Annotated in this window: 22 protein-coding genes; 9 read left to right on the top strand and 13 right to left on the bottom strand. The window is 74.4% G+C overall.

Annotated elements, in window-relative coordinates; all coding sequences use genetic code 11:
* The first annotated feature begins 55 nt into the window (after positions 1–55).
* Positions 56–1,120 (top strand): enoyl-CoA hydratase/isomerase family protein, encoded by a 1,065-nt coding sequence (locus ABD352_RS14935; protein WP_344612944.1) that lies wholly within the window; start codon positions 56–58, stop codon positions 1,118–1,120.
* On the opposite strand, the gene ABD352_RS14930 is transcribed toward ABD352_RS14935, so the two are convergent.
* From ABD352_RS14930 to ABD352_RS14905, 6 genes are read right to left on the bottom strand one after another with little or no spacing between them, the layout of a single operon-like run.
* Positions 1,117–2,913, bottom strand: coding sequence for a glycosyltransferase family 4 protein (locus ABD352_RS14930; RefSeq protein ID WP_344612943.1), 1,797 nt, complete (start codon positions 2,911–2,913; stop codon positions 1,117–1,119). The genes ABD352_RS14935 and ABD352_RS14930 overlap by 4 nt on opposite strands.
* Positions 2,914–2,950: 37 nt before the next feature.
* Positions 2,951–3,541, bottom strand: coding sequence for an RBBP9/YdeN family alpha/beta hydrolase (locus tag ABD352_RS14925; RefSeq protein WP_344612942.1), 591 nt, complete (start codon positions 3,539–3,541; stop codon positions 2,951–2,953).
* Positions 3,542–3,545: 4 nt separating this feature from the next.
* A complete protein-coding gene (locus ABD352_RS14920) occupies positions 3,546–3,926 on the bottom strand; it encodes a hypothetical protein (RefSeq protein ID WP_344612941.1) in 381 nt (126 codons plus the stop codon).
* Positions 3,923–6,736, bottom strand: a complete 2,814-nt coding sequence (locus tag ABD352_RS14915; protein WP_344612940.1) for a hypothetical protein — start codon at positions 6,734–6,736, stop codon at positions 3,923–3,925. Before ABD352_RS14915 ends, ABD352_RS14920 begins: the two co-directional genes overlap by 4 nt.
* Before the next feature lie 55 nt (positions 6,737–6,791).
* Entirely contained in the window at positions 6,792–8,354 is a 1,563-nt protein-coding gene (locus ABD352_RS14910) for a hypothetical protein (protein WP_344612939.1), read from the bottom strand.
* Between the two features lie 13 nt (positions 8,355–8,367).
* Positions 8,368–9,213: an L-histidine N(alpha)-methyltransferase gene (locus ABD352_RS14905; protein ID WP_344612938.1), complete on the bottom strand. Its 846-nt coding sequence runs from the start codon at positions 9,211–9,213 to the stop codon at positions 8,368–8,370.
* Between the two features lie 512 nt (positions 9,214–9,725).
* Here ABD352_RS14905 and ABD352_RS14900 point away from each other — a divergent pair.
* Both ABD352_RS14900 and ABD352_RS14895 read left to right on the top strand, forming a co-directional pair.
* Positions 9,726–10,286 (top strand): hypothetical protein, encoded by a 561-nt coding sequence (locus ABD352_RS14900; RefSeq protein ID WP_344612937.1) that lies wholly within the window; start codon positions 9,726–9,728, stop codon positions 10,284–10,286.
* 35 nt (positions 10,287–10,321) lie between these two features.
* Positions 10,322–10,891: a hypothetical protein gene (locus tag ABD352_RS14895; protein WP_344612936.1), complete on the top strand. Its 570-nt coding sequence runs from the start codon at positions 10,322–10,324 to the stop codon at positions 10,889–10,891.
* Positions 10,892–10,938: 47 nt separating this feature from the next.
* On the opposite strand, the gene ABD352_RS14890 is transcribed toward ABD352_RS14895, so the two are convergent.
* Both ABD352_RS14890 and ABD352_RS14885 read right to left on the bottom strand, forming a co-directional pair.
* The gene (locus tag ABD352_RS14890) at positions 10,939–11,721 is read right to left on the bottom strand and encodes a tRNA(His) guanylyltransferase Thg1 family protein (protein ID WP_344612935.1); all 783 of its coding nucleotides are present in this window, start codon (positions 11,719–11,721) and stop codon (positions 10,939–10,941) included.
* A gap of 52 nt (positions 11,722–11,773) precedes the next feature.
* Positions 11,774–12,085, bottom strand: coding sequence for a PadR family transcriptional regulator (locus ABD352_RS14885; protein ID WP_344612934.1), 312 nt, complete (start codon positions 12,083–12,085; stop codon positions 11,774–11,776).
* A 52-nt stretch (positions 12,086–12,137) separates the two neighbouring features.
* Here ABD352_RS14885 and ABD352_RS14880 point away from each other — a divergent pair, with 52 nt between their 5' ends.
* Positions 12,138–13,061: a hypothetical protein gene (locus ABD352_RS14880; protein WP_344612933.1), complete on the top strand. Its 924-nt coding sequence runs from the start codon at positions 12,138–12,140 to the stop codon at positions 13,059–13,061.
* 100 nt (positions 13,062–13,161) lie between these two features.
* Here ABD352_RS14880 and ABD352_RS14875 read toward each other — a convergent pair whose 3' ends face one another.
* Positions 13,162–13,992, bottom strand: a complete 831-nt coding sequence (locus ABD352_RS14875; RefSeq protein WP_344612932.1) for a universal stress protein — start codon at positions 13,990–13,992, stop codon at positions 13,162–13,164.
* A gap of 381 nt (positions 13,993–14,373) precedes the next feature.
* Here ABD352_RS14875 and ABD352_RS14870 point away from each other — a divergent pair, with 381 nt between their 5' ends.
* Positions 14,374–14,583, top strand: a complete 210-nt coding sequence (locus tag ABD352_RS14870) for a three-helix bundle dimerization domain-containing protein (RefSeq protein ID WP_344612931.1) — start codon at positions 14,374–14,376, stop codon at positions 14,581–14,583.
* 45 nt (positions 14,584–14,628) lie between these two features.
* Here the strand turns inward: ABD352_RS14870 and ABD352_RS14865 are convergent, their stop codons facing one another.
* Positions 14,629–15,378 carry a hypothetical protein gene (locus ABD352_RS14865; protein WP_344612930.1) on the bottom strand — a complete coding sequence of 250 codons (750 nt, stop codon included), beginning with the start codon at positions 15,376–15,378 and terminating at the stop codon, positions 14,629–14,631.
* Positions 15,379–15,623: 245 nt separating this feature from the next.
* Here ABD352_RS14865 and ABD352_RS14860 point away from each other — a divergent pair, with 245 nt between their 5' ends.
* Positions 15,624–16,268 carry a hypothetical protein gene (locus ABD352_RS14860; protein ID WP_344612929.1) on the top strand — a complete coding sequence of 215 codons (645 nt, stop codon included), beginning with the start codon at positions 15,624–15,626 and terminating at the stop codon, positions 16,266–16,268.
* Between the two features lie 156 nt (positions 16,269–16,424).
* Positions 16,425–16,694, top strand: a complete 270-nt coding sequence (locus ABD352_RS14855; protein ID WP_344612928.1) for a CBS domain-containing protein — start codon at positions 16,425–16,427, stop codon at positions 16,692–16,694.
* An 11-nt stretch (positions 16,695–16,705) separates the two neighbouring features.
* Here ABD352_RS14855 and ABD352_RS14850 read toward each other — a convergent pair whose 3' ends face one another.
* A complete protein-coding gene (locus ABD352_RS14850; RefSeq protein WP_344612927.1) occupies positions 16,706–17,215 on the bottom strand; it encodes a DUF2231 domain-containing protein in 510 nt (169 codons plus the stop codon).
* A gap of 101 nt (positions 17,216–17,316) precedes the next feature.
* Positions 17,317–17,724, bottom strand: coding sequence for a pyridoxamine 5'-phosphate oxidase family protein (locus ABD352_RS14845; RefSeq protein ID WP_344612926.1), 408 nt, complete (start codon positions 17,722–17,724; stop codon positions 17,317–17,319).
* Positions 17,725–17,942: 218 nt separating this feature from the next.
* Between ABD352_RS14845 and ABD352_RS14840 the strand changes: the two genes are divergently transcribed.
* Both ABD352_RS14840 and ABD352_RS14835 read left to right on the top strand, forming a co-directional pair.
* Complete coding sequence (locus tag ABD352_RS14840) at positions 17,943–18,977, top strand: Acg family FMN-binding oxidoreductase (RefSeq protein ID WP_344612925.1); 1,035 nt, start codon at positions 17,943–17,945, stop codon at positions 18,975–18,977.
* 9 nt (positions 18,978–18,986) lie between these two features.
* On the top strand, positions 18,987–20,219 hold the full coding sequence (locus ABD352_RS14835) for an acetyl-CoA hydrolase/transferase family protein (RefSeq protein ID WP_344612924.1): 1,233 nt from the start codon (positions 18,987–18,989) through the stop codon (positions 20,217–20,219).
* A gap of 21 nt (positions 20,220–20,240) precedes the next feature.
* Here the strand turns inward: ABD352_RS14835 and ABD352_RS14830 are convergent, their stop codons facing one another.
* Positions 20,241–20,927, bottom strand: a complete 687-nt coding sequence (locus ABD352_RS14830; protein ID WP_344612923.1) for a CBS domain-containing protein — start codon at positions 20,925–20,927, stop codon at positions 20,241–20,243.
* Positions 20,928–21,135 lie beyond the last annotated feature (208 nt).

The following is a 21,135-nucleotide window of genomic DNA, read 5'->3' as shown; positions in this document are numbered from 1 at the left end:
CGGCGATCAACCCCGGCGACGGCAACCGCGGAGCCTGGGCGTGCGATCATGTCGCATGAGCACCTCGCCCGGCGCGCCGCCGGTGATCGTCCGGATCGACGGGCACCTCGGGCGGCTGATCCTCAACCGGCCGACCGTCATCAACGCCCTCAACGCCGAGATGGTCGCCATCATGCGCCGCGCCCTGGCCGACTGGGCCGGGGACGACCGGGTGCGCACGGTCCTCATCACCGGAGAGGGCGAGCGCGGCCTCTGCGCCGGCGGCGACATCCGGGCCATCCACGCCGACGCCGTCTCCGGCGGCACCGGCGCCCTGCAGTTCTGGGCCGACGAGTACCGGCTCAACGCCGCCATCGCCGGGTACCCGAAGCCGGTCGTCGCCTGGATGGACGGCATCGTCATGGGCGGCGGGATCGGCATCTCCGGCCACGCCGCGCTGCGCGTGGTCACCGAGCGGTCCCGGCTGGCCATGCCCGAGGTCGGCATCGGCTTCCACCCCGACGTCGGCGCCTCGTGGCTGCTCGCCCACGCGCCCGGCCGCGTCGGCACGCACCTCGCCCTCACCGGCACCGCCGTCGGCCCGGCCGACGCGATCACCGCCCGCCTCGCCGACCACTACGTCCCGGCCGGCCGCCGCGACGACCTCGTCGACGCGCTGCGCAGCAAGGACGCCGCCGCGGCCGTGGAGTCCCTCGCCGCCGAGCCGCCACCCGGCGAGCTCGACGCCGCCCGCGGCTGGGTCGACGAGTGCTACGCCGCCGCCACGGTCGCCGGCATCCTCGACCGGCTCGCCGCCCACCCGGCGCCCGCGGCCCGGGACGCCGCCGAGGTGATCGCCGGGCGGTCCCCGACCGCGCTACGCGTCACGCTGCGCTCGATCCGCACCGCGGCCGGCCTGCCCGGCCTGGCTGCGGCGCTGGAGCAGGAGTACCGGCTCTCGGCCAGGATGCTGCGGCTGCCCGACTTCGCCGAGGGCGTGCGAGCGCAGATCATCGACAAGGACCGCCGGCCCCGCTGGCGCCCGCCCACCCTCGCCGAGGTGCCGGACGCCGCCGTCGACGCCTGCTTCGCCCCGATCCCCGACCCGCCCGACCTGCGCCCGGGTGGCCCGGCTCGCTAGGCCGGCCGCTTGGCGCGCTCGTCGGCGATGGCCCCGAGCAGCCCGGCGACGGTGTTCTCCCAGCTCACCTTGCGCAGCAACTGCTCGCGAAGGTCGCTGGCCCGGGTGAAGGCCGCCCGAGGGTCGACCAGGACCTCGGCGAGGGCGTCACCCCAGCGCACGCCGACCTCCTCATCGGTGCCGCGCGTCGAGACGACCTCGCGCGGCATCGGGCGCTCGCCGTCGGTGGTGACGTCGGCGAGCAGGCGAGCCAGGCCACTGTTCGCGGTGATCCGCACGGGCACACCGGCCGCGATCGCCTCGTAGGCGGCCAGGCCGAAGCCTTCGTGGCGCGACGGCATGACCACGACGCGGGAGCTCCACATGTCGCCGCGCAGCTCCTCCGGATCCGTGGCGTACGGGCGGCGGATCACCTCCGCGTCGGGCGCGGCCTTGCACAGCTCGTCGATGCGCTGCTTGACCGCCTCGTCGTCGGCCGGCTGCACGCCGCGGATCACCAGCCGCGGGTGACCGCCGGGGCCGTCGCCGAGCCGCGCCGTGGCCCGCTGGAGCCCGGCCACGGCGAGGTCGATGCCCTTGGACCGCACGTCCTCGGCCCGGGCCAGCAGCAGCACCTGCCGGCCGGACGGGTGGAGACCGGGGTCGACGGTGCCGCCCCAGTCCCGCAGCCCGGGCACCAGGTTGATCACCGGTGGCCGGCGGGCCGCGCCGAGCATGAGGTCCCTGATGCTGTCCGCCAGCAGGGGGCCGACCCCGGCCACCAGGTCGGCGCTCACCGCGAGCTCCAGCTCCAGGGCGCGGCGCTGCTCGGCGGTCATCATCCGCGACGCGCCGCCGGGTGTCTCCTTCGCCTCCTCGAGCCGGTCGGCGTCGGTGTGCACGATGTGCACCCGGAACGCCTGCGGGAAGAACGTGCGCTGCACCGAGTAGGCGTAGGGGCCGAGGATGCGGCCGTGACCGACGATCACGTCCGGGCCGTAGTGGCGCGGTTGCTGGGGCGACACGTACTGCTCGGTGAGGCAGTCGTCGGCGAAGGCGGGGGTCAGCAGCCGGGCCAGGCGGCCCAGCCCCGGCACCGGCTCCGGCAGGACCAGCCGGACCCCGTCGGCCTCGACCTGCGCCCGCTCGGCGGGGTCGGCGTCGGGCAGCACGAGACGCACGTCCACGCCGGCCCGCACGAGCGCGATGCCGAGCTCGCGGTTGACGGTGGAGATGCCGCCGGTGCTGGAGCGCCACTCGTCGGCCACCAGCAGCACCCGCAGCGGGCGCTCGGCCGCCGGCGGTTCGGGGTCCTCCGTGACCGGGGACGGGAACTCGCCGTGCAGGAGGTGGCGCATCGCGGCGTCCAGGCCCGACACGGACCGCAGCGTGAGCCCGTCCAGCCGGTACCAACGGGCCGGCGCCGCCGCGACGCACACCACGAACCGGGTCATCCGCAGCGCGGCCAGCCGCATTGCGAAGTCGTCCAGGTCGGGCTCGCCGTCGTCGGGCGCCATGACGATGACCTGGGCCAGCTCGGCCTCGTCGGGAGCCAGCTCATCGCGGTAGCCGCCGGCCGCGTCGAACAGCTCGCGGACCAGCCCGTGCAGGTTGTCGCGCGCGTCGGAGGCGCGCCAGACGTCGACGTCGACGACGAGCGCCGGCCGGTCCTCGCGGCGCACCACGATCACCGGCGTGCTGCGGCCCTGCGACACCCGCCCGTGCAGCGCAGCGGCGACCTTGAAGCGGAACCTGCCCAACGCGTTCCTGGGGTCGTCCGGAAGAGCGGCGACCAGATCGGCGACCGGATCCATGGGCCCGATGGTAGGCACGTCTGTCCAGCCCGGCCGGTCAGTCCGCGGTGAGCCGCTCGCCCGGGTCGTCGCACCAGCGCCGCACCGACCGCCACCGCCCGTAGCCGGCCGTCATGTCGAGGTGCCCGGCCCCGGGGATGCGGTCCACGTCGAAGGCCGCGGCGGCGTAGAGCTCGTCGGCCGGGGGCCGGCAATAGGGATCGTCGTCGCCGCACACCAGCCGCGGTACCGCGAGCGAGGACGCCCGCACCGCGTCGTACCCGCCGCCGGGCGGGCCGAACCCGCGCAGCACCGGCGTCCCGGCGAGAAATGCGGGGCTCGGCGGCGCGACCAGCAGCACCCGGGTCACCGGCAGGTGCACGCTGCCCTGCGCGGCCAGGTGCAGCCAGGCCACGCACGACAGGCTGTGCGCGATCACGGCGAGATCCTGGCCGGGCGGGCGCTCGATGAGCTTCTCGATCGCGGCCAGCCAGTCCTTGAGCGTCGGCCGGTCGGGCTCGGGCAGCTGCGGGTAGGCGACCTCGTGCCCGTCGGCGGTGAGGCGCCCGGCCAGCCAGTGCTGCCAGTGGCCGACCGGCCGGTGGTTCTCCCACCCGTGCAGGATCAGGAAGCGACGGGGCGCAGACAACGGGTCAGCTCCACTTGATGAAGTTGGGCAGCAGCAGTACCGCGAACACGACCGACACCGCCGTCAGCACCAGCGGCACCCGGGCGCGGCGCAGCGCCTCGCCCATGTAGCGCTCACGGATCTCGCGCTTCTCGACATCGCTGAAGTCCGGGTCGATGTGCAGGTCGGCGTCGCGCTCGCCGTGCTGGACGACCTGGGCCGCCCAGGTCAGCAGGCCGGCCGCGACCACCCACAGCAACGAGTCGAGCGAGATCTTGGCGGTGCTGATCCCGCCGTCCGGCCCGGTCGCCACCGAGGTGATCAGGTTGATGCCGGCGCCGGCGAAGATGCCGGCCAGGAAGTTCAGCGACGAGGGAGCCGGCAGGCTCATGCCCAGCCGGCTCATCCGCCCGCCTCAGCCGCGCCGGGGAAGGGCAGGTTCCGCGCCCAGGCCGACTTGCACACGTCCCGGCCGAGGTCGTCGATCTCCCGTAGCACCTCGAGCGGTGCGTCCGCGGTGAGCTGCGTGGTCAGGGCGTAGTACCGCTCGCGCCGCTCGTGCAGCCGCTGGATCGCCTGCCGCACGCTCGGCACCTCCGACACCGCGTCGCCGCTGCGCTTGTTCATGCTCTCGGTGATCGTCCGCCCGAGCTGCTCGGCGGCGTCCTGCCACCGGCGTAGTTGCTCCGGGGTGAGCCCGCCGGCCGACTCGGCATCGGCCTCGGGCGGCACGGCCTGCGGGTCGCCGGGCGCGGCCTCCGGTTGCGGGACGGCACGCTCCTCGCCGGGCCCGTTGAGCACGTCCCGGAGCAGGGCGTGGCACTCGGACCGGACCGTCTGCCAGACCAGGTTGGCCAGCTGCGACGCGATGAACGGCACCCACAGCCGCTCCTCCGGCCGCGGGTTGTCCGGCGGCCGCGGGGCTTCCAGCTCGGCCTGGACCCGGTTGAGCAGCGTCATGAGGTGGTCCTGGATCGGCGCGCGCGGGTAGAGCACGAGCGCCTCGAGGGCCAGGGCCAGGTCGATCTCCCGGTCCGGGCGGATCCAGTCCTCCTCGTGATGGCCGAGCCACTCGGCGGCCCGGGTCGTCTGCTCCCGGCGCGGGACCCTGGCGAGGTACAGGCCGATGAGGCACATCGCCGTGGTGGCCTCGTCGCTGTTCCAGTCGCCGGTGCCGCTGCGCCAGCGCGCCGTGCCGAGGCCCTCGCCGAGCAGCCCGATGAGCCACTTGCTGGCATCCCAGGCGACCTTGCTGGTCTTGGCCCGCTGTCCGGCCTGGCCCAGCCCGATCAGCACGCGGGCGGTGACCCAGGGCACCCGCTTCGGGTAGAAGCTGCCGTCGGTCGACTGGGCCCGGCGGGCCATCGCGACCAGCGCGTCGATGCGCCGCTGCTCGCGGTGCTGGGCCGGCGCGGTGCCCTCCAGGCCCAGCAGCAGCCCCAGCGCCCAGTGCCGGTAGGCCGTGTCCTGGATGACCTCGTCGGCCTGCATGCCGGAGGGATGCGCCAGCGGGGCGAGCAGCTCGTCCTCGAGCCGCATCCGCTGCGCGATCTCGGTGAAGTCGGTGAAGTCGGCCGTCACCCCGCCCAGCGGCTCGGGCAGCCGGGACGCCGGGTCGAGGTACTGCCACCGCCGCCGGACCGGCCGGGCGATCCGCTCCCACCGGTCGTGGTCGTCCGGGCGCAGCTGGGCCAGCGCGATCGCGGCGAACACCGCCGCGCCGAGATTGTCGCCCCAGGTCGGGTCCTCGTCGACCTTGCGCTCCAGGGCGGCCGCCAGCCGGTCCAGGGTCTCCCAGGTGGACAGCAGCCGCAGGCTCCGCTTGCGGATCTTGTTGTGGGCGACGTACCGGTCCAGCTGGCTGAGCATGGCCCGGATGGCCCGCCCGCCGCTCTTCTGCAGGTGCAACCAGGCGATGTCCTCCGGCCGCTCCGCGCCTTCGTCCTTCCAGAAGTCACGGGCGTAGCGCATGACCAGCTCGGCCCGGCGGCGCGGGCCGATCGTGAAGGCGTCGTCGGTGCGGTGGATCAGCCCGCGCTCGTGCAGCCGCGCCACGCAGCCGCCGAAGGCCTCCTCGGCCTCCGCCCGGGCGATCACCAGGCCGAGCGCCCCGAGGCAGGCGATGTGGTACAGCGCCCGGCGCTCCCCCGGGTCGTCCAGCTCACCGGTGTAGACGAGCTGCATGTCCAGCTCCGTGGGCACCGTGCCGTCCCGGCGCCGGTAATGCTCGACCGCGGTCGAGGCCATGTGCACGTCACCGTCGACCAGATCCTCGATGCTCGGCCGGTCGGCGGGGTCGTAGGCACCCGAGTCGAACAGCTCGGAGAGCATCATGTCGATCGTGTCGCGCCCGTCGATCGCCACCTCCGTCAGGTCGAGCACCCGCTCGCCCTGGTGCAGCAGGTCGACCACGGTGTCCAGACCGATCGCCAGGGCCTGCAGCGGCAGCTGGAACTCGCTGCGCAGCCGGCGCACGCAGCCCAGCACCGCCCGGACCACCGGGATGTTGGCGTGCAGGCCGTCCGCGACGAGCAGGTAGTCCTCGGAGCGCTCGACCTGCAGCAGCGTCCGCACCACGGACTCGGGGCCGTCGGCGGGATCGGTCAGGTTCAGCCAGACGACGGCGCGGCCGGCGTCCATCCGCCGCAGCGCGATGTTGGCAGCCAGCGCCGAGCGCCCGGAGCCGTGCTCGCCGTGCAGCAGCACGTGCAGGCGCTTGCTCAGGGCGTTCTCGACCGCGTCGTGGGCCGGCGTGAGCCGGAACACCTTGAGCTGGTCGGTCAGCTGCCGCCGGCCCGGCGGCAGCGCGTCGCCGATGCGCCGCGGCCGCCAGTCCTCGCCGAGGTCATCGATCGCGACCAGCGCGTAGGCCAGCAGGCCGAGCGGGCCGACGCCCTTGGCCTTGGCGGCGAGCACCACCCGGTGACCGAGCCGGATCAGGCGGCCGCGGCGGGGCTGCTCGCCGGACCTGACCTCCACCTCGGTCCAGAACCCGACCCGGACCTCCACGCACGGGAACCCGCCGAGATCGACGTCTCCGACGGCGAAGGGCAGCGCACGGTCGTTGGCCGCCGCCAGCCGCCGCGCGACGTCCTCGAGGTCGGCCGAGGCGGCGTACAGCACGTCCTCCGGCGCCTCCCCGAGGAGCCGGTCCACGTGGTCCCACTTGTCATGATCCCGGTCGTCGTCCGATTCAGGGGCATCGTCGGTCGACACGCAGTTCTCCCTTCCGGTGCCACCGGCGGGAGGAGGCCGGCGTCGCCTGGGGTAACTACGCGGGTGCTGCGTCCGCGTATTCCGTGCTGGGCTGGGGGCGGTGCCGCGGGGTGGCCGCGATCCGGAGGTACTCGGTGCCGATGAGCTCGCCGTCCACCCGGCCCGGTTTCGGGGGGGCCACCACGAACCCTGCGCTCTTGAAGATCCCCGCAACGTCGTGCGCATCGCCGAGATCATGGCTCTTCATGTTGTTCGCATAGTCGCGCCCGGCCTGACAGAGCTCGTCCAGATCGATGGACAAGATTCCCTGCCATCCGGCCGCCCGATCGCGCAGCCGCAACTCGAAGTTGTCCGTCGGATCTGACACACGATAACGCTTGTCGGCCTCCGGGTCATGGGTGTCGCGCATGCGGTAGTCGTTGCGCGGGTGCAGCCGCACGGTCGTCAGCACCGCACCCCTGGGATTGAGCAGCTTACGCCACGCCTGCACGACCCGGCGCGCCGTCGCGTCGTCGAACCGCGTCAGAAATGCGTCGGCGACGATCAGGTCGAACCAGCCCTTTCCGGCATTCCCGGCGGTTCCCGGATCGACGGGGACATACCCGTGCTGGATGTCGGCCCGGTGCACCTGCACCCGGTCCCGCAGGCCGAGCCGGCCGGCGTACCACTGGCAGGCCAGCAACGGCGTCTGGCACAGGTCGAGCACGTGGACGTCCAGGTCCTCGGGCAGCTGCGGTCCGAAGACCGCGCGGGCGGCGTCGAGCACGAACGCCAGGGTGGTGTAGTCGGCGGTACCGCTGATGAGCACCCGGCGCGCGCCCGCCGCGAAGCGCTCGCGCAGCTGCCCGGCGTAGAACTCGGCGTGCCAGCTCGGGCTGCTGACCATGTCGAACAGCCGCAGATACTGCCAGGCCCCGTGGTACCACAGGCAGTCCTCGGCGTCGATGTAGCGGCTGCCGGCGCACGACATCCGGGCCAGGGTGTACAGCATCTGCGCCGACTCCAGCAGCACGTCCGTCAGGTCCGGCCCGGCGGGTCCGGCGTCCGGCGAGCGGCCGGCGAGCCCGTTCTCCGCCTCGGCGAGCAGCCGCATCGCCCGCTGCACCTCCGACGTGTGCCCGCTGACCACCCACGAGACGGCACCGGCCCGGCCGACCTCGCGGCGGACCACCACCTCCTCGTCGATGAGCCACAGGTCGTTCATCGGCACCCGCGGCTCGCCGTCCCTGGCCTCGACCGGCACGGTCCGCGCGGTGAGGTCGTGCCGCCGGTCCTCGTTCGCCTGCGCGTGGGCCAGATTCAGCACGTGCCCGCCCGAGGGCACGAGGTAGATCCGCTCGACGCTGCACTGCTTGGCCAGCTGGCGCCAGAACAGGCCGGCGAACGCCTCGCGCCGGTGCTGCCCGGGTGCGAAGGGCACGAGCTGGCGCACCGTGGTCACGTTGGCCTTGGCCAGGCCCTGCAGGAGCTCTTCGACGGCGTCGGCGGGGACGCGGACGCTCTGCGGGTCGGTGCCCTCGAACGACACCCGGTGCATGCTGCACGCCAGGCGGGCGTGCTCGATGAGCGGACTGACGCCGCCGGTGGCGCCGGCCTCCTCCCGGAATCGGAACGGCATGGCGGGCTCCCCCCTACTTCCGTGCGGCGACTAGCGTCATGTGATGGTCAGCCTCGTCGACCCGCACGGCCCGCACCGCCCAGCCGCTGTCGTACAGCAGCCGGATCACCTCGTCGCCGGCGAAGCGCCGCGAGAGGAAGCAGCGGAACTGGTGCCCGCGCGGCAACCGGGTGCGGCCGACCCGGGCGTCGCGCAGGAGGGTGACCTCGCCGACGACCGCACTGTCGTCGTACGTGAGCGTGAGCCGCATGTCGGCCGGGCGCAGACCCGCGGCGACGAGCGGCTCGAGGGCGGCGCAGCGGAACGCCTCCGTGCGGTAGGCGCTCATGGTCGACTCCACCGCCGCCGTCGCGGGGCGCAGCAGGACCGTGAGCAGCAGCACGTCGCCGGAGCACAGCCCATCGGCGAGGTTGCGCAGCACCTGCACGGGGCTCTCCAGGTTGCCAAGGGTGCCGCCGAGCATGCAGACGACCACCGGGCCGGCGCCGGAGCGCCACCGCTCCAGGCACGGCGAGGGCCGGTCCTCCACGTCCCAGACCGCGGTGTCGACGGCGAGGCCGGCCCCGGCCTGCGCGCGGATCCGCTCGGCGGCGATGTTCAGCAGCGTCGCGCTGAAGTCGACGCCGAGGTAGCGCCGCGGCGCCCGGCCCCGCTCGGCCAGCCCCCGCAGGAACGCGACGCTGTGCCGGCCGTTGCCCGGCCCGACCTCCGCGAGATCGCGCAGATCCAGGTCGCGGACCCCGGACATGAGCAGGGTTTCCGACTCGTTGGCGGCCGAGGCCATCATGGCCGAGTAGTCGGCCGTGCTGGCATATCGATCGTGGGTGTACGCCGCCGATCCGGCGTAGGCATACTTCAACGGGACCGTCCCGGCCGATATTGAATCGATCAGGGCCCTGCGATGCCGGTGGTTCTCGAAATACGAGGACCGGCGCGGTCCGAGCACATGCACGTCGTCCAACGCGCTTCCGCCTCCCCCCGGATGCGGTCAAGCTGCCCCGTGCGGTGTACGTCCAGTGAAACGCAGGAACCGGGTAGGGTCAATGATGCATCGCCGTCACGGGGAATACTTGAGTCACTCATCGCAAACATCGAGTAGCCCAGTCAGTCAATTCATCCGAACGGCCAGGGTCATTCCAAGTTCCTGAATGGCACCATTTTTCCGACCCATATCGCATCGACGGTTATCACGCAACGGACGGTCGGCACGGGGTCGGCCGCACCCCATCATGACATCCATCCGCATGCATGCGCGGCGGACCGGGGCGCGGCCGGGCGGCCGTTGTCGACCCTTCTGGGGCCCATGGGGCAATTCTTAGGTTTTGCATAGATCGCTTGGTCGCCGCCGTCGCCGTCACTAGGTTCCCCGGCATGCGGCACATCCGAACCCTCATCGCGGCGCTCGTCGTCGCGCCCACGGCCTGGGTCCTGCTGGCAGTCGGTGGGCTCCACCCTGACGAAGGCCTGGCCCGGCCCCTGATCCTGGTCGTCGCCGGCCTGCTGCTGGGCCTGCTGGCCACGCTGCGCATCTCACCGCTGGGGTCGATCGCGGTCGCGGTGCCGTACACGCTGGCCTATGTCCTGTCGCTCGTCGCCCCCGCGCGGGTGTTCCGGCTCCTGCCCTCCGACCTGTACGTGGCCGGGCACCGCCTCGACCTCTCGGCGCCGCTGCACTCCGGCATCGCCGGCGTCGTGGGCGTGCTGCTGCTCGTCGCGGCGGCGAGCCGGCAGCGCTGGCTCGCGTGGCCGAAGCCGGCCACCGCCGACGGCCCGGAGGAGCCCGGCACGACCGAGATGCGCCGCGACGAGGAGCGGCCGCTGGGCGCGGACGGCCTCGGCCTTTCCCCGTACCGCGACGCCTACCAGGACGCCTACCGCGACGAGCCCACCACCCGCGAACGCCCCCTGGCCGACACCGGCCGCTGGGGCTGACCCGCCGGCGGGCCGCCGCCTACCATGTCGCACTTATGGCGCACCTACACACGCCCGTACGCGGGGCGTTCCACCTGACCGTCGCCACCGCCGCGGTCGCCGTGGCCGACCTGGTCGTCACCGCGCTGGGCCGGTGGCGCTTCGGGGCGAGCCTGCCCGAGTTCGGCTGGGTGATCGGCGCCGACCCGCCGTACGACGGCATCCGCGCCCGCTTCGTCTTCGTCCTCGTGGTCGCGGGCCTGGTGGCCGCCGTCGCCTGCCTGGCGACCCGGCTGGTCACCAGGGCCCGCCCGGGCGCCCGGCTGGCGATCGTGTCGACGCTGCCGTTCGGCATTCTGCTGTCGCTGTTCACGATCCCCTACGGCCCGAACAACGTCGGCGAGGAGTCGCAGGGCGAGTCGGCGGCCGCCCACGCCGCCGCCGAGGCGGCCTTCGACCACGTCTTCCCGCTGTGGTACACCGGCGGCCACGCCCTGCTCGTGGTCGCCTACGCCGTGCTCGTGCTGCGCCTGTGGATCGTGCTGCGCCGCCCCGACGTCCGGGACCACTTCGAGTTCGCCGGCCCGGACGAGCCCGCGGCCGCCGCGCCCGGCCGCATCGCCTGACCGCACCGGTGGGCCGCCCGGCTCCGCCCACAGTGGACCATCGAAGGTCACTGCGCGGCCGGGGCCGGGTACGGGGGGATCGTGTCGGGCAGGAAGGTGCCGGGGTTCGTCGTGAAGTGCGGGGCCGGGCGGGCCTCCCACCACGAGCGCATGGCCACCACGGTCTCCTCGACGCGGGTGCGGGTGTGCACGAACGTGACCTCCCGCTCGCCCGACGCGCGGACCACGACCCGGCCGCGCTTGCAGCCCGGCGGGTAGTCGTTCCAGTTGATGGACTTCTCCGACCACAGCAGCTCCTGCATCCCGGCGGAGTTCACGCCGTGCAGGCGCTTCGGCGGGAAGTGGGTCTGGGCGGCCATGGCGATGCTGTTGCGGACCGCGTCGCGCTGGCGCCAGATGAAGTAGCCGGCCACCTCGGCCGGGTCGGTGATGGTGAAGACGCGGGCGTCGAAGAGGGCCGGGCGGTCCGTGCGGCGCCGGTTCAGGGTCGCGGTGGCCACGGAGGCGGCGACCGAGCACCATTTCTGGACCTCGCCGCCGAACCAGGGCTCGGTGCCGGGTGAGGCGAAGTCGCAGGCGAGGACGCTGACCTCGTCGGACTGGACGTAGGCGAACGCGGCGCCGGCGATCTCGGCGCACAGGGCCTGCGCGACCGCGTCCATGTCGGCCATGAACCGTTCGTCGTACGGGCGGGCGGCGCCGCGCAGGTAGGAGTGGAACGCCCTGCCGTCGACGCGCAGCACGGTGTACGTCCGGCGCGGCAGGACGGTCCTGGTGACCCGCTCGTGCGCCTTCATGCGGTCGCCCAGGCCGTCCCGATCGGTGCTCATGCCGGACAACTATGGTCGCCGCTGCGGCGGCGGCGCCAACCATTTCGTCAGGTCATGCGGGCTCGGGCCCCAGCGCCCGGAGCCCGGCCTGTGCGACCCGGGCCAGTTGCTCGAGCTCGGCCCGCAGCGCGGACCGGCCGGCGTCGGTGATCCGCATGGTGCGCTGCCGCTCCTGGCCGTCGCCGTCGTCGTCCACCGGCTCGATCAGGCCGCGGGCCTCCAGCCGGGTCAGCGCCCCGTACAGGCTGCCCGGCCCCAGCCTGCGGCCGGTGAGCGCCTCGATCCCGGCGTTGACGGCGTAACCGTGGCGCGGCCCCTCGGCGAGGACGGTGAGCACGACCATCTGGGCGTCGGTGCCGTGCATGACCACCACGATACTACTTGCCTCGTACTACGAGGCGCGTACTATGCGATCCATGAGGAAGCTCCCCGCCATCCTGGCCGCGCTCGGCTCTGCGGCCGTCTTCGAGGCGCTGACGGTGCTGGCCACGCAGGACAAGCCCGTCCGGGCCGTGAGCCCGTGGCAGGACGACCCGTACGACGTGTTCGTCTCCCAGGCCCTGCTCGGCGTGCCGCTGCTGGCGGCCGTGATCCTCGCCCGGCTGCCCGCGTGGCGCTCCCCCGGCGGGGTCGACCGCGGCCAGCAGACGGCCCGGGCGGCCGGCGCCCTCACGCTGCTGATCGGGCTCGCGCTCGGCGCCGAGTGGGGCGCGGTCGCCGTCCGCGCGCACGCGCCCGCCTGGGACGGCCGGACCACGGCGCTGATCGCCGGGCTCGCCGTGGAGTCGGTGCTGGCCCTCACCGTGGCCGGCCTGCTGTGGCGGTCCCGGTCGCCGCGCGGCACCGCGCGCGCCTGGCGGCACGACTGGCTGGGCGACGTCGCCGGGCGGTGGCTGTCCCCCGCCGTCGTCGGATGGGTCCGGCGGCGCGCCACGGTGGTGTTCGCCGCCGCGAGCGTGCTGGCCGGCGCCGCCGTGGCCGGCGCCCAGGCGATCGGCGAGGGGCTTTCCGACCCGCTGCTCATCGGGTGGTACTTCGCCGTGGTCGTCTTGTCGAAGTACACCTTCTGCGTCCTGACCAATGCCGCCGCGGGCTTCATCGCCCGACCGCCGCGCACCCGGGCCCAGCGCGTGGCCGAGGTGTCGGTCGTCGCCGGGACGGTGGCACTGGCGCTGATGACCGCGTTCCGCGACCCGCTGTGGGACGCGGTCACGGGCGGGCCGGTGACCACGGTCCCGCTGCTGGTGACCCTCACCACCGGAGCCGGGGCGGCCGCGGCGGCGCTCACCGCCGTGGTCGCCACGGTGCGCCAACCTCCACAGTGGACGACGGTCAGCTGACCGCGGTTCGCCAGCCGACCACGGCTCGCCAGCCGACCGCGGCCCGTCAGCCGACCACGGCTCGCCAGCCGACCGCAGTTCGCCAGCCGACCACGGCTCGTCAGCCGACCACGGCGAGGCGGCCCGCGGCCCGCACGACGGTCACCGGGCAGGCGGCGTTGCGGGTGACGACGTCCGCGATGCGGCCGGTGCGGCCCGCGCCCCCGCCGCCGAGCACGACCAGCACCGCGTCCGCCGCCGCGTCGAGCAGCCGCGCCGCCGGGTCCACGCCGGTGAGCACGTCGACGGCGACCGGCACGTCGGGGTGCGCGGCGCGCCAGCCGGCCAGGGCCTCGCTGACCTCGCGCCGGGCGTCCGCGTCCCGGCCCCACGGGTCGTCGCCGGGGCACCGGACGTGACACACCCGCAGGCCGGTGCCGCGCAACCGGGCGGCGGCGAACGCGAACGGCACGGAAGGCGACAGCGCGGCGGCGTCGAAGCCGAGCACGACCGGGCGGCCGCCCGAGTTCCACGGCGGCGCCGCCTCGCCGCCCACGACGGTGACCGGACAGGCCGCGCCCGCCATGACGTGCGCGGCGACGCCGCCCGGTCCGGGCCCGGTCCGCCCCACGACCAGCAGGGCGGCCCCTCGGGCCGCGCGGACCAGCGCGGAGCCGGGTCCGCCCGCCACGACGGCGGGTCGCACCCGCAGGTCGGGATAGTCCTGCCGCAGCCGCGCCCGGGCGGCCTCCACGAGCCGCTCGGCCTCCTCGGCCGCCGCGCCGACCGCGCCCGGCGGCAGCAGCAGCGCGTACGCCGAGCGCCTCAGTTGCGCGTGCACCACGTGCAGCAGGCCGCCCGACGCCGCCGCCTCGGCCGCGGCCAGGCGCAGGGCGGCCGCGGAGCCCGCGGAGCCGTCGTATCCGGCGACGATCCTGCCCCGTACCGGCATGGCACCCCTCCCGTGGCCGGGCCCGCCCGTCACGTCACGCACCGGCAGCCCACGCATCTGCCTGCTCCCGCCTCACCGGCCCGGTCTCGCCGCCGGGCCGAGCGATCGGACCGTCAGCCGCGCCAGGGCGCCGCTCAGTCCCACGCCGACCGCGCCCACGACGAGCCCGAGCAGTACCGGCCGAACGTTGCGCCGCGTTTGCATCTGGGTCCTCCCTGCCAGGTTGCCGTCATCGGTTCCCGCTGCCTCCACGATGCGCCGGCACCGGGTCCCCGCGCGGGAGTCGGAAGACCCGAACGGGCGGGCCACACGCCCCTGTCCGCCGCGGTCACCCCCGGCCGAAGCTCGAAGCCGACGGACCTAGTAGCAAAGGAGCCGGCCATGCTCGCCATGCAGCGCAAGACCCTGGTCGAGGAGCACGCCCTCGCGCACGCCACCGAGCGTCTGATCAAGCGGTACGCCGGCCGGCACGACCCGCAGACCGTCCGCCAGACGGTCGCCCGCGCCGCCGAGCGCTACGCGAACGCCCAGGTCCACGCCTTCGTGCCGGTGCTCGTCGAACGCGACGCCCGCCGCATCCTCGACGCCTGACACAGACTCCGCGACGTCCCGGGGTGCGGCCCGACGGCCGCGGCGTCACCGCCGTGCCCCTCCCCCTCCGCTGAGCCGGCCGGCCGGGGCGATGCCGACCACGACGGCCGGGCGGCCCGCCCCGGCGGGCAGCGACCAGGCCAGCCGGGTCGCGTCCTCCGCCGGCAGGAACTCCTCCACCCGCGTGGCGAGCCCCTCGGCCGTCGCGTTGAGCAGGACGGCCGACAGCGCCTCACCGGCGCCGAGCCAGTCGCGGGGCCCGTCGTCGGCGGTGGTGATCGCGAACCGGCCCGCGGACGGCAGCAGCGGGCAGAGCCCGCCCCCGGCACCCTGCGCGGCGGCCCGCAACAGACCCTCGGCCGAGGCGTCGATGGGCGCGTCGGTGGGCGGGCGCCGGTCGCTGCGGCGCATCGCGATGGCCCGGTGCAGCCGCAGCGACCGCGACGAGGTGCCGATCGGGCCGGTACAGCGCACGATCGCCAGCAGGCCGGGCTCGGCCGCGTCGGGCAGCCGCCGCACGTCCACCCCGACGCCGTCGCCGGCCAGCGCCGTCACCGCGTGGTGCAGGGCGGCGCCGCAGCTGACCGTCAGCAGCCGCCCGTCGGGATCGTCGGGCGCCCGGCGGCCGTGGTCGGCGATGAGCGCCGCCCGGTCGTCGTCGATGCGCCAGCGCCACGGGTGCGGGTCGAAGTGCGCGGGCGCCTCCATGGCCGCGAGGGCCGCGCGGGTCAGCGCGCCGCCCGCCGCGCCGATGCGCGCGGCGGGCCCGCGTTCGGTGTACTGGATCGCCACCATGGCGCACTCCTCGACGCTGCGACGGGCTTGTTCCCACCCACGGTGCCCCGGCGGGGGCGGCGGCCGTCAGGGGCGAAGGTCCCGTATCGCGCTGGTGACGGATAGCGGACGGCCGCAGGTCCCGGCGACGGCGGGACTTCGGTCCTTGCCAATGGGGTGGTTGGGCTCTGCCGATCGATCGGCCCCCGGCGGCACGCTACTTGCGTCAGTCAACGACGCAGTACCCCAGCCCCGGAGGGCATCCCATGAAGCGCAAGACGCTCGACCTCATCGTCGGCCTCGGCCTGGTCCTCCTGGCCGGGCTCCTGCTCATCGCCGGCCTCGTCCTGACCAGCAACGCGAACTTCGCCGACAACTACGTCAGGACCCAGCTCGGCCAGCAGCAGATCACGTTCAAGAGCTCCGACACGCTCACCGCCGAGGAGAAGAAGTCCGCGTGCCTGGTGCAGTACGCCGGCCAGCAGCTCACCACCGGCAAGCAGGCCGAGTGCTACGCCAACGAGTTCATCGGGCTGCACCTCAAGTCGATCGGCGACGGCAAGACGTACGCCCAGCTCGGCGACGTGCAGACCGACCTCAAGGCGAAGCTCGCCGCGGCCCAGAAGGCCGACGACGGGTCCGCCGCCGGCCTGCAGCAGCAGCTCACCGACGTCAACACCGCCCGCGAGACGGTGTTCAAGGGTGAGACCCTGCGCGGCCTGCTGCTCACCTCGTACGGCTTCAGCGAGTTCGGCGCCAAGGCCGCCCAGGCCGCGATCGTCGCCTACCTCGCCGCCGGCCTGCTGTTCCTGCTCGGCGCCGCCGGCCTGGTCCACGCCGCCCGCACGCCGCGCAGCCAGGGCTTCGCGGTCCCCGAGCCGGCCGCGGCGAAGGATCTCGCCAGCGCGTAGGACCACAACCGAACCCAAGAGCTGCGCCCGGCGATCGACTCGCCGGGCGCAGCTTTCGTCTGCCGTGGAAGCGGCCGGGGCGCAGGGCCGTTCGTCCCGCGCGACCGGGACTTCCGCGCCTGTCCCGGGGCCCGGCCCCGGCCTACGCTCGTCGTCGTGATGACCCCAGCCGTGACCGTCGGCGCGGACGCCGGCCTGCAACAAGTCGTGGACGCCGTCGAGAGTGGCGGCGGGCCGGTGCTCGCCGTGGTGGACGGGTCGGGCCGCGTCATCGGCACGATCGAGCCGGAGGCCCTGCCCGCGCTGTTCGACGCGCGCGGGCCGCGGGTGGCCGGGACCCCTCGCCAGCGGCGGCGCCGCGACCGCCTCGCCGCGGCCACCGCGCGCGACCTCATGACGCCGCTCGGCCGCACTCCCCGGCCCTGACGCACGCGCCGTCAGTCGTGGCCGGGCGCGGTGGCGGGAAGGCTGGCGGTGCTGCTCCACGTGGCCTTGGCGCCCGAGTCGCCGATGCGGTAGATGCCGTACACGCCGGCCGCACCCACGACCAGCGCCAGCGCCGCCACCACGGCCGTCACCGTGGCCGACAGCGGCGCCAGGTAGGTCCGCCGGCCCGGGACCGCCCGCGCCTCCCGGTCACGCCACCAGACGACCAGCGCCAGCGCCGCGATCGGGAGGGCGTAGAAGAGCGCGGTGTCGCCCAGTTCGGTGTGGGTGTGCAGCGCGGGGGTCCGGGGCAGTCGCCGTTCCAGCCACTCGCCCGCGTCGGTCGTCACCGGGACGAGGAGCACCACCAGTACGGCCAGGATCGCGTTCGGACCGGCCAGCCGTTGCCTGGCGGCGGGCCACAGTGCGGTCAGCACGAGCAGGAGTGCGCACAGCGGCAGGAGCACGACGACGCCGTGCACCAGCAGGACGTGCGCGGGCAGGCCGTTGACGGTGGTCATGAGCGGTCCCATCTGAGGGTCGGCGATGTACCCCGGCCACGTTAGGACCCGATTCTTCGAGGTTTCTCATGCTCCCGGCCGCGGCCCTGGCGCCCGGCACGTCAGCCGGCGCGGCCGAGCTCGTAGCCGGTCACCAGGTCGCAGTCGATGCCGATCACGCAGTTCATGGTGTCGTCGACCCACGGCTGCAGCTGCCCCTCATAGCGGTTCAGCCGCTCCTCGTCCAGCACCAGCCGGGCGGCGCCGGTGACCACCACGGTCCAGCCCGTCCGGCGCTCGAGGTCGATCACGTCCGCCTCGTAGGCGACCACCACGGCCCCGTCGGCGGTCGCCGACGACGCCAGGCCGGTCCCGAGGTTGCTGCGGATCACGATCGTGTCGCCGTCGACGAGATGGTTGACCGGCCGGATCGCCGGCAGCGCGCGCATCGTGAACACCACGCGGCCGACCGGCACCGAGGCCAGCAGGTCCAGGCAGCGCTCCCGGCTCAGCGGTGTTAGCCGTGCCATTGGTTTCCCCCTTCAGTACCGCAGGACTCTGCGCCTCCAGGCGCCGGCGGGCCAGGGCCGAAAGCCCTGTCGTGGGCGGGACCTTCAGGCCGGGCGGCACCCCGGACGGCAGGTCCCGGGGCGAGTCCCGGCGGCTGGGGACCAACGCCTCTGCCCCGGCGCGGCCGCCGGAGTGACGCTGAGCATCGAATGCGGTCCCGGCGCGGAGGTGACGACGCATGAACGAGCGGCTGTCCGATCGAACGGCAGCGGCCTGCCTGCGGGCGGCCGTCGCGGCTCCCTCGATCCACAACACCCAACCGTGGCGGTTCCGCTTCGACGGAACCGCGTTCGACCTGTTCACCGACCCCCGGCGGGCCCTCGGCGCGATCGACCCGGACGGCCGCGGCCTGCACATCAGCATCGGCGCGGCCGCCTGCAACCTGCGGGTCGCGCTCGCGGCCGAGGGCTGGGCGACCCGCATCGAGCGGCCCGGGCCCGGCGGTGGGGCGGCCCGGATCACGCCCGTGGCCCGGCTCGGGACGAGCCCTGCGACGCTGGCCCTCGCCGGGGCGATCGCCCGCCGGCGGACCAACCGCGAGCCGTTCAGCGACGCCGCGGTCCCGGCCGCGGTCCTCGACGCGCTGCGCCGCGCGGCCGCCGCGGACGGGATCCGGCTGGTGGTCCTCGATCCGGTGCGCCGCGGCGCCGTGCTCGCGCTCACCGGCGCGGCCGATGCCTGGCAGCGCGCGGATCCGCGGTACCGCAGCGAACTGGCGGCCTGGACCACCGGCCACGCCGAGCGGCGCGACGGCGTCCCGGCCACGGTCTTCGGGCCGCGGTCCACCACGTCCGCGATCGCGCTGCGCGACTTCGGCCTCCAGCTGACCGGCGCCGACCGCGACACCGCCCGCTTCGAGACGCACCCGCGGCTGGTCGTGCTGCACTCCCGCGGCGACGACCCGGGCCGCTGGCTCGACGCCGGGCGGGCCCTGGAACGCGTCCTGCTGACCGCCGCCGTGCACGGCCTCGCGGCGCAGCCGATGACCCAGGCGCTGGAGGTGGCGCACCTGCGCCGGCTGCTCGCCCCGCCGGGCGGCCGCTGGTTCCCCCAGATGATCCTGCGTGTCGGGTACGGCCGGCCGGTGTCCGCCGGACCGCGCCGCCCGCTGCGCGACGTCCTGCTCAACGCCCCCGGCGTGGCGCTGCCCCTGCGCTCGACCGCGTTCAGCCGGGGCGAACCGGTGGCCGCGGGTCGCCGGCACCAACGATGAGGAGCACGAATGCGAACGGTGACCGAAATCGAGCTCAGCCGGCTGCTCGGCGCCCTGCCCGGGGTGCCGCGGATCGTGGCCAGCGGCAACTTCGCCGCCCCGCACCGCCTGCTGGCCGTGGCCGACGCGGCGCTGGCCGAGTTCCGGCTGACCATGCTCAACGCACAGCCCGGCATCCCGGACCGGGAGGGGATTGTGCACGAGACGCCGTTCGTGGGGCCCGGCATGCGCGGCGGGCCCCGGTTGCGGTACTTCCCGTGCCGCCTCTCCCTCGTCCCGCACCTGCTGCGCCAGCGCCTGGCCCCCGACGTCGTGCTGCTGCACACCTCCCCGCCGGTGGACGGCGCGGTGAGCCTCGGCGTCGAGGTCAACGTCCTGCCGGCGGCGGTGGAGGCGGTCCGCGCCCGGGGCGGCATCGTCGTGGCCCAGGCCAACCCCGCGATGCCGGTCACCTACGGCGACGCCATGCTGCCGCTGGAGGCAGTGGACTACCTGCTGGAGGCCGAGGAGTCGCTCGCCACCCACACCGGCGCCCCGCCGGATGCCACCTCGCGGGCCATCGGCGAGCGGGTCGCCGCGCTGGTCCCCGAGCGGGCGACGCTGCAGTTGGGCATCGGCGCCATCCCCGACGCCACCCTGGACGCGCTGCTGGACCGGCGGGAGCTGCGGATCTGGTCGGAGATGTTCACCGACGGCGCGCTGGCCCTGGAGAAGGCCGGCTGCCTGGATCGCGACACGCCGGTGACGGCGTCGTTCTGCTTCGGCTCGGCCGAGCTGTACGACTGGATCGACCGCAACCCGCGGGTGCGCATGCTGCGCACCGAGAAGACCAACGACCCGGGCACGATCGCCGGGCACCCCGCCCTGATGAGCATCAACAGCGCGCTGCAGGTGGACCTGTTCGCCCAGGCCAACGCGAGCCGGATCGGCGCTCGCGCCTACTCGGGGTTCGGCGGCCAGACGGACTTCATCGTCGGCGCCATGCACTCCCCGGGCGGCCACGCGATCATCGCGCTGCGCTCATGGCACCCGCGGGCGAACGTCTCGTCCGTCGTGCCGCTGCTGTCCGGGCCGGCGACGTCGTTCCAGCACAGCTACATCGTCACCGAGCAGGGCACCGCCCGGATCTGGGGCAGCGACGCGGTCGAGCAGGCGCAGCAGATCCTGCACCACGCCGCGCACCCCGCGGCCCGCGACGGCCTGCGCGCCGCGGGCCGGGAGCTCGGCCTCCCGCTGGTGTGAGCCGCACCGGTACCCCGCCGGTCAGAACATGACCGGCGGGCGGTACTGCCGCGGCGCGTCGTCGGCGACGGCCGACAGGTGGCTGATCACGTCCACGACCCCGTCGACCCGCTCGACCTGGCGGACCACCGACGGGATGACGACGGCGTGCTCGACCGTGCCCAGCAGCGTGACCACGCCGTCGTCGACCTCGACCCGCAGGTGCTCGCGCTCGACGCCGACCAGCCCGTGCAGCGCCTCGTCGAGGATCTCCCGGCGGATGTCGCCGTCGGAGCGCAGGAACACCTTCAACAGGTCGCGGCGCGTCACCATGCCGATCAGCCGGCCCATGTCGTCCACCACCGGCAGGCGCTTCAGCTCGGCCGACTCCATGATCCGCGCCGCCGCGACCACCGATGTCGTGCCCATGACGGTGATCGCCGGCGCGTTCATCAGCTCCCCGGCCGCGGTCGCGTGCGCCTTGCCGCGCGCCTGCCGGGTGTGACGGCTCTCGAACAGCCGCACCCGGTCGTCGTCGCCGGCGAACTCGATCTTCGGCATCAGGTCGGCGGAGGAGACCACCCCCACCACCCGCTCGAACGCGTCGACCACCGGCACGGCGTTCACCCCGTGCGCCTCGAGCAGGTCGACGATCTCCTTGAACGGCGTGTCCTCCTGGACCGACACCGCCCCGATGGTCATCACGTCCGCGACGTTCCAGCGGCTCATCTCCGGCCTCCTTCATCGGTACCTCACGTCACGGCCCGACCGTATGACCGGCCCGTGGCGGCGAGACAGTGCCCAACGGCATGCCCGTGAGGGGCCTTCGGTCCCGGTGGTTCGGGAGGTTCGGCACAGGCGTCGATGCCTGCCCCCGGGCGAAGCTGAACCCGTCACCAGGACGAACCGGCACCAGGAGGCCGACCATGAGCACCGC

The organism is Dactylosporangium salmoneum, from assembly GCF_039532525.1.
Classification (GTDB): Bacteria; Actinomycetota; Actinomycetes; order Mycobacteriales; family Micromonosporaceae; genus Dactylosporangium; species Dactylosporangium salmoneum.
This window is presented reverse-complemented; position numbering and strand designations above follow the sequence as displayed.

What these genes read in the sequence shown, in the direction of transcription:
- ABD352_RS14870 (WP_344612931.1), top strand. Translation starts at nt 14,374, where the DNA reads ATGCTCGCCATGCAGCGCAAGACCCTGGTCGAGGAGCACGCCCTCGCG.
- ABD352_RS14885 (WP_344612934.1), bottom strand. Translation starts at nt 12,085, where the DNA reads ATGCACGGCACCGACGCCCAGATGGTCGTGCTCACCGTCCTCGCCGAG.
- ABD352_RS14830 (WP_344612923.1), bottom strand. Translation starts at nt 20,927, where the DNA reads ATGAGCCGCTGGAACGTCGCGGACGTGATGACCATCGGGGCGGTGTCG.
- ABD352_RS14890 (WP_344612935.1), bottom strand. Translation starts at nt 11,721, where the DNA reads ATGAGCACCGATCGGGACGGCCTGGGCGACCGCATGAAGGCGCACGAG.
- ABD352_RS14910 (WP_344612939.1), bottom strand. Translation starts at nt 8,354, where the DNA reads ATGCCGTTCCGATTCCGGGAGGAGGCCGGCGCCACCGGCGGCGTCAGT.
- ABD352_RS14850 (WP_344612927.1), bottom strand. Translation starts at nt 17,215, where the DNA reads ATGACCACCGTCAACGGCCTGCCCGCGCACGTCCTGCTGGTGCACGGC.
- ABD352_RS14875 (WP_344612932.1), bottom strand. Translation starts at nt 13,992, where the DNA reads ATGCCGGTACGGGGCAGGATCGTCGCCGGATACGACGGCTCCGCGGGC.
- ABD352_RS14840 (WP_344612925.1), top strand. Translation starts at nt 17,943, where the DNA reads ATGAACGAGCGGCTGTCCGATCGAACGGCAGCGGCCTGCCTGCGGGCG.
- ABD352_RS14930 (WP_344612943.1), bottom strand. Translation starts at nt 2,913, where the DNA reads ATGGATCCGGTCGCCGATCTGGTCGCCGCTCTTCCGGACGACCCCAGG.
- ABD352_RS14845 (WP_344612926.1), bottom strand. Translation starts at nt 17,724, where the DNA reads ATGGCACGGCTAACACCGCTGAGCCGGGAGCGCTGCCTGGACCTGCTG.
- ABD352_RS14895 (WP_344612936.1), top strand. Translation starts at nt 10,322, where the DNA reads ATGGCGCACCTACACACGCCCGTACGCGGGGCGTTCCACCTGACCGTC.
- ABD352_RS14920 (WP_344612941.1), bottom strand. Translation starts at nt 3,926, where the DNA reads ATGAGCCGGCTGGGCATGAGCCTGCCGGCTCCCTCGTCGCTGAACTTC.
- ABD352_RS14865 (WP_344612930.1), bottom strand. Translation starts at nt 15,378, where the DNA reads ATGGTGGCGATCCAGTACACCGAACGCGGGCCCGCCGCGCGCATCGGC.
- ABD352_RS14835 (WP_344612924.1), top strand. Translation starts at nt 18,987, where the DNA reads ATGCGAACGGTGACCGAAATCGAGCTCAGCCGGCTGCTCGGCGCCCTG.
- ABD352_RS14860 (WP_344612929.1), top strand. Translation starts at nt 15,624, where the DNA reads ATGAAGCGCAAGACGCTCGACCTCATCGTCGGCCTCGGCCTGGTCCTC.
- ABD352_RS14900 (WP_344612937.1), top strand. Translation starts at nt 9,726, where the DNA reads ATGCGGCACATCCGAACCCTCATCGCGGCGCTCGTCGTCGCGCCCACG.
- ABD352_RS14880 (WP_344612933.1), top strand. Translation starts at nt 12,138, where the DNA reads ATGAGGAAGCTCCCCGCCATCCTGGCCGCGCTCGGCTCTGCGGCCGTC.
- ABD352_RS14935 (WP_344612944.1), top strand. Translation starts at nt 56, where the DNA reads ATGAGCACCTCGCCCGGCGCGCCGCCGGTGATCGTCCGGATCGACGGG.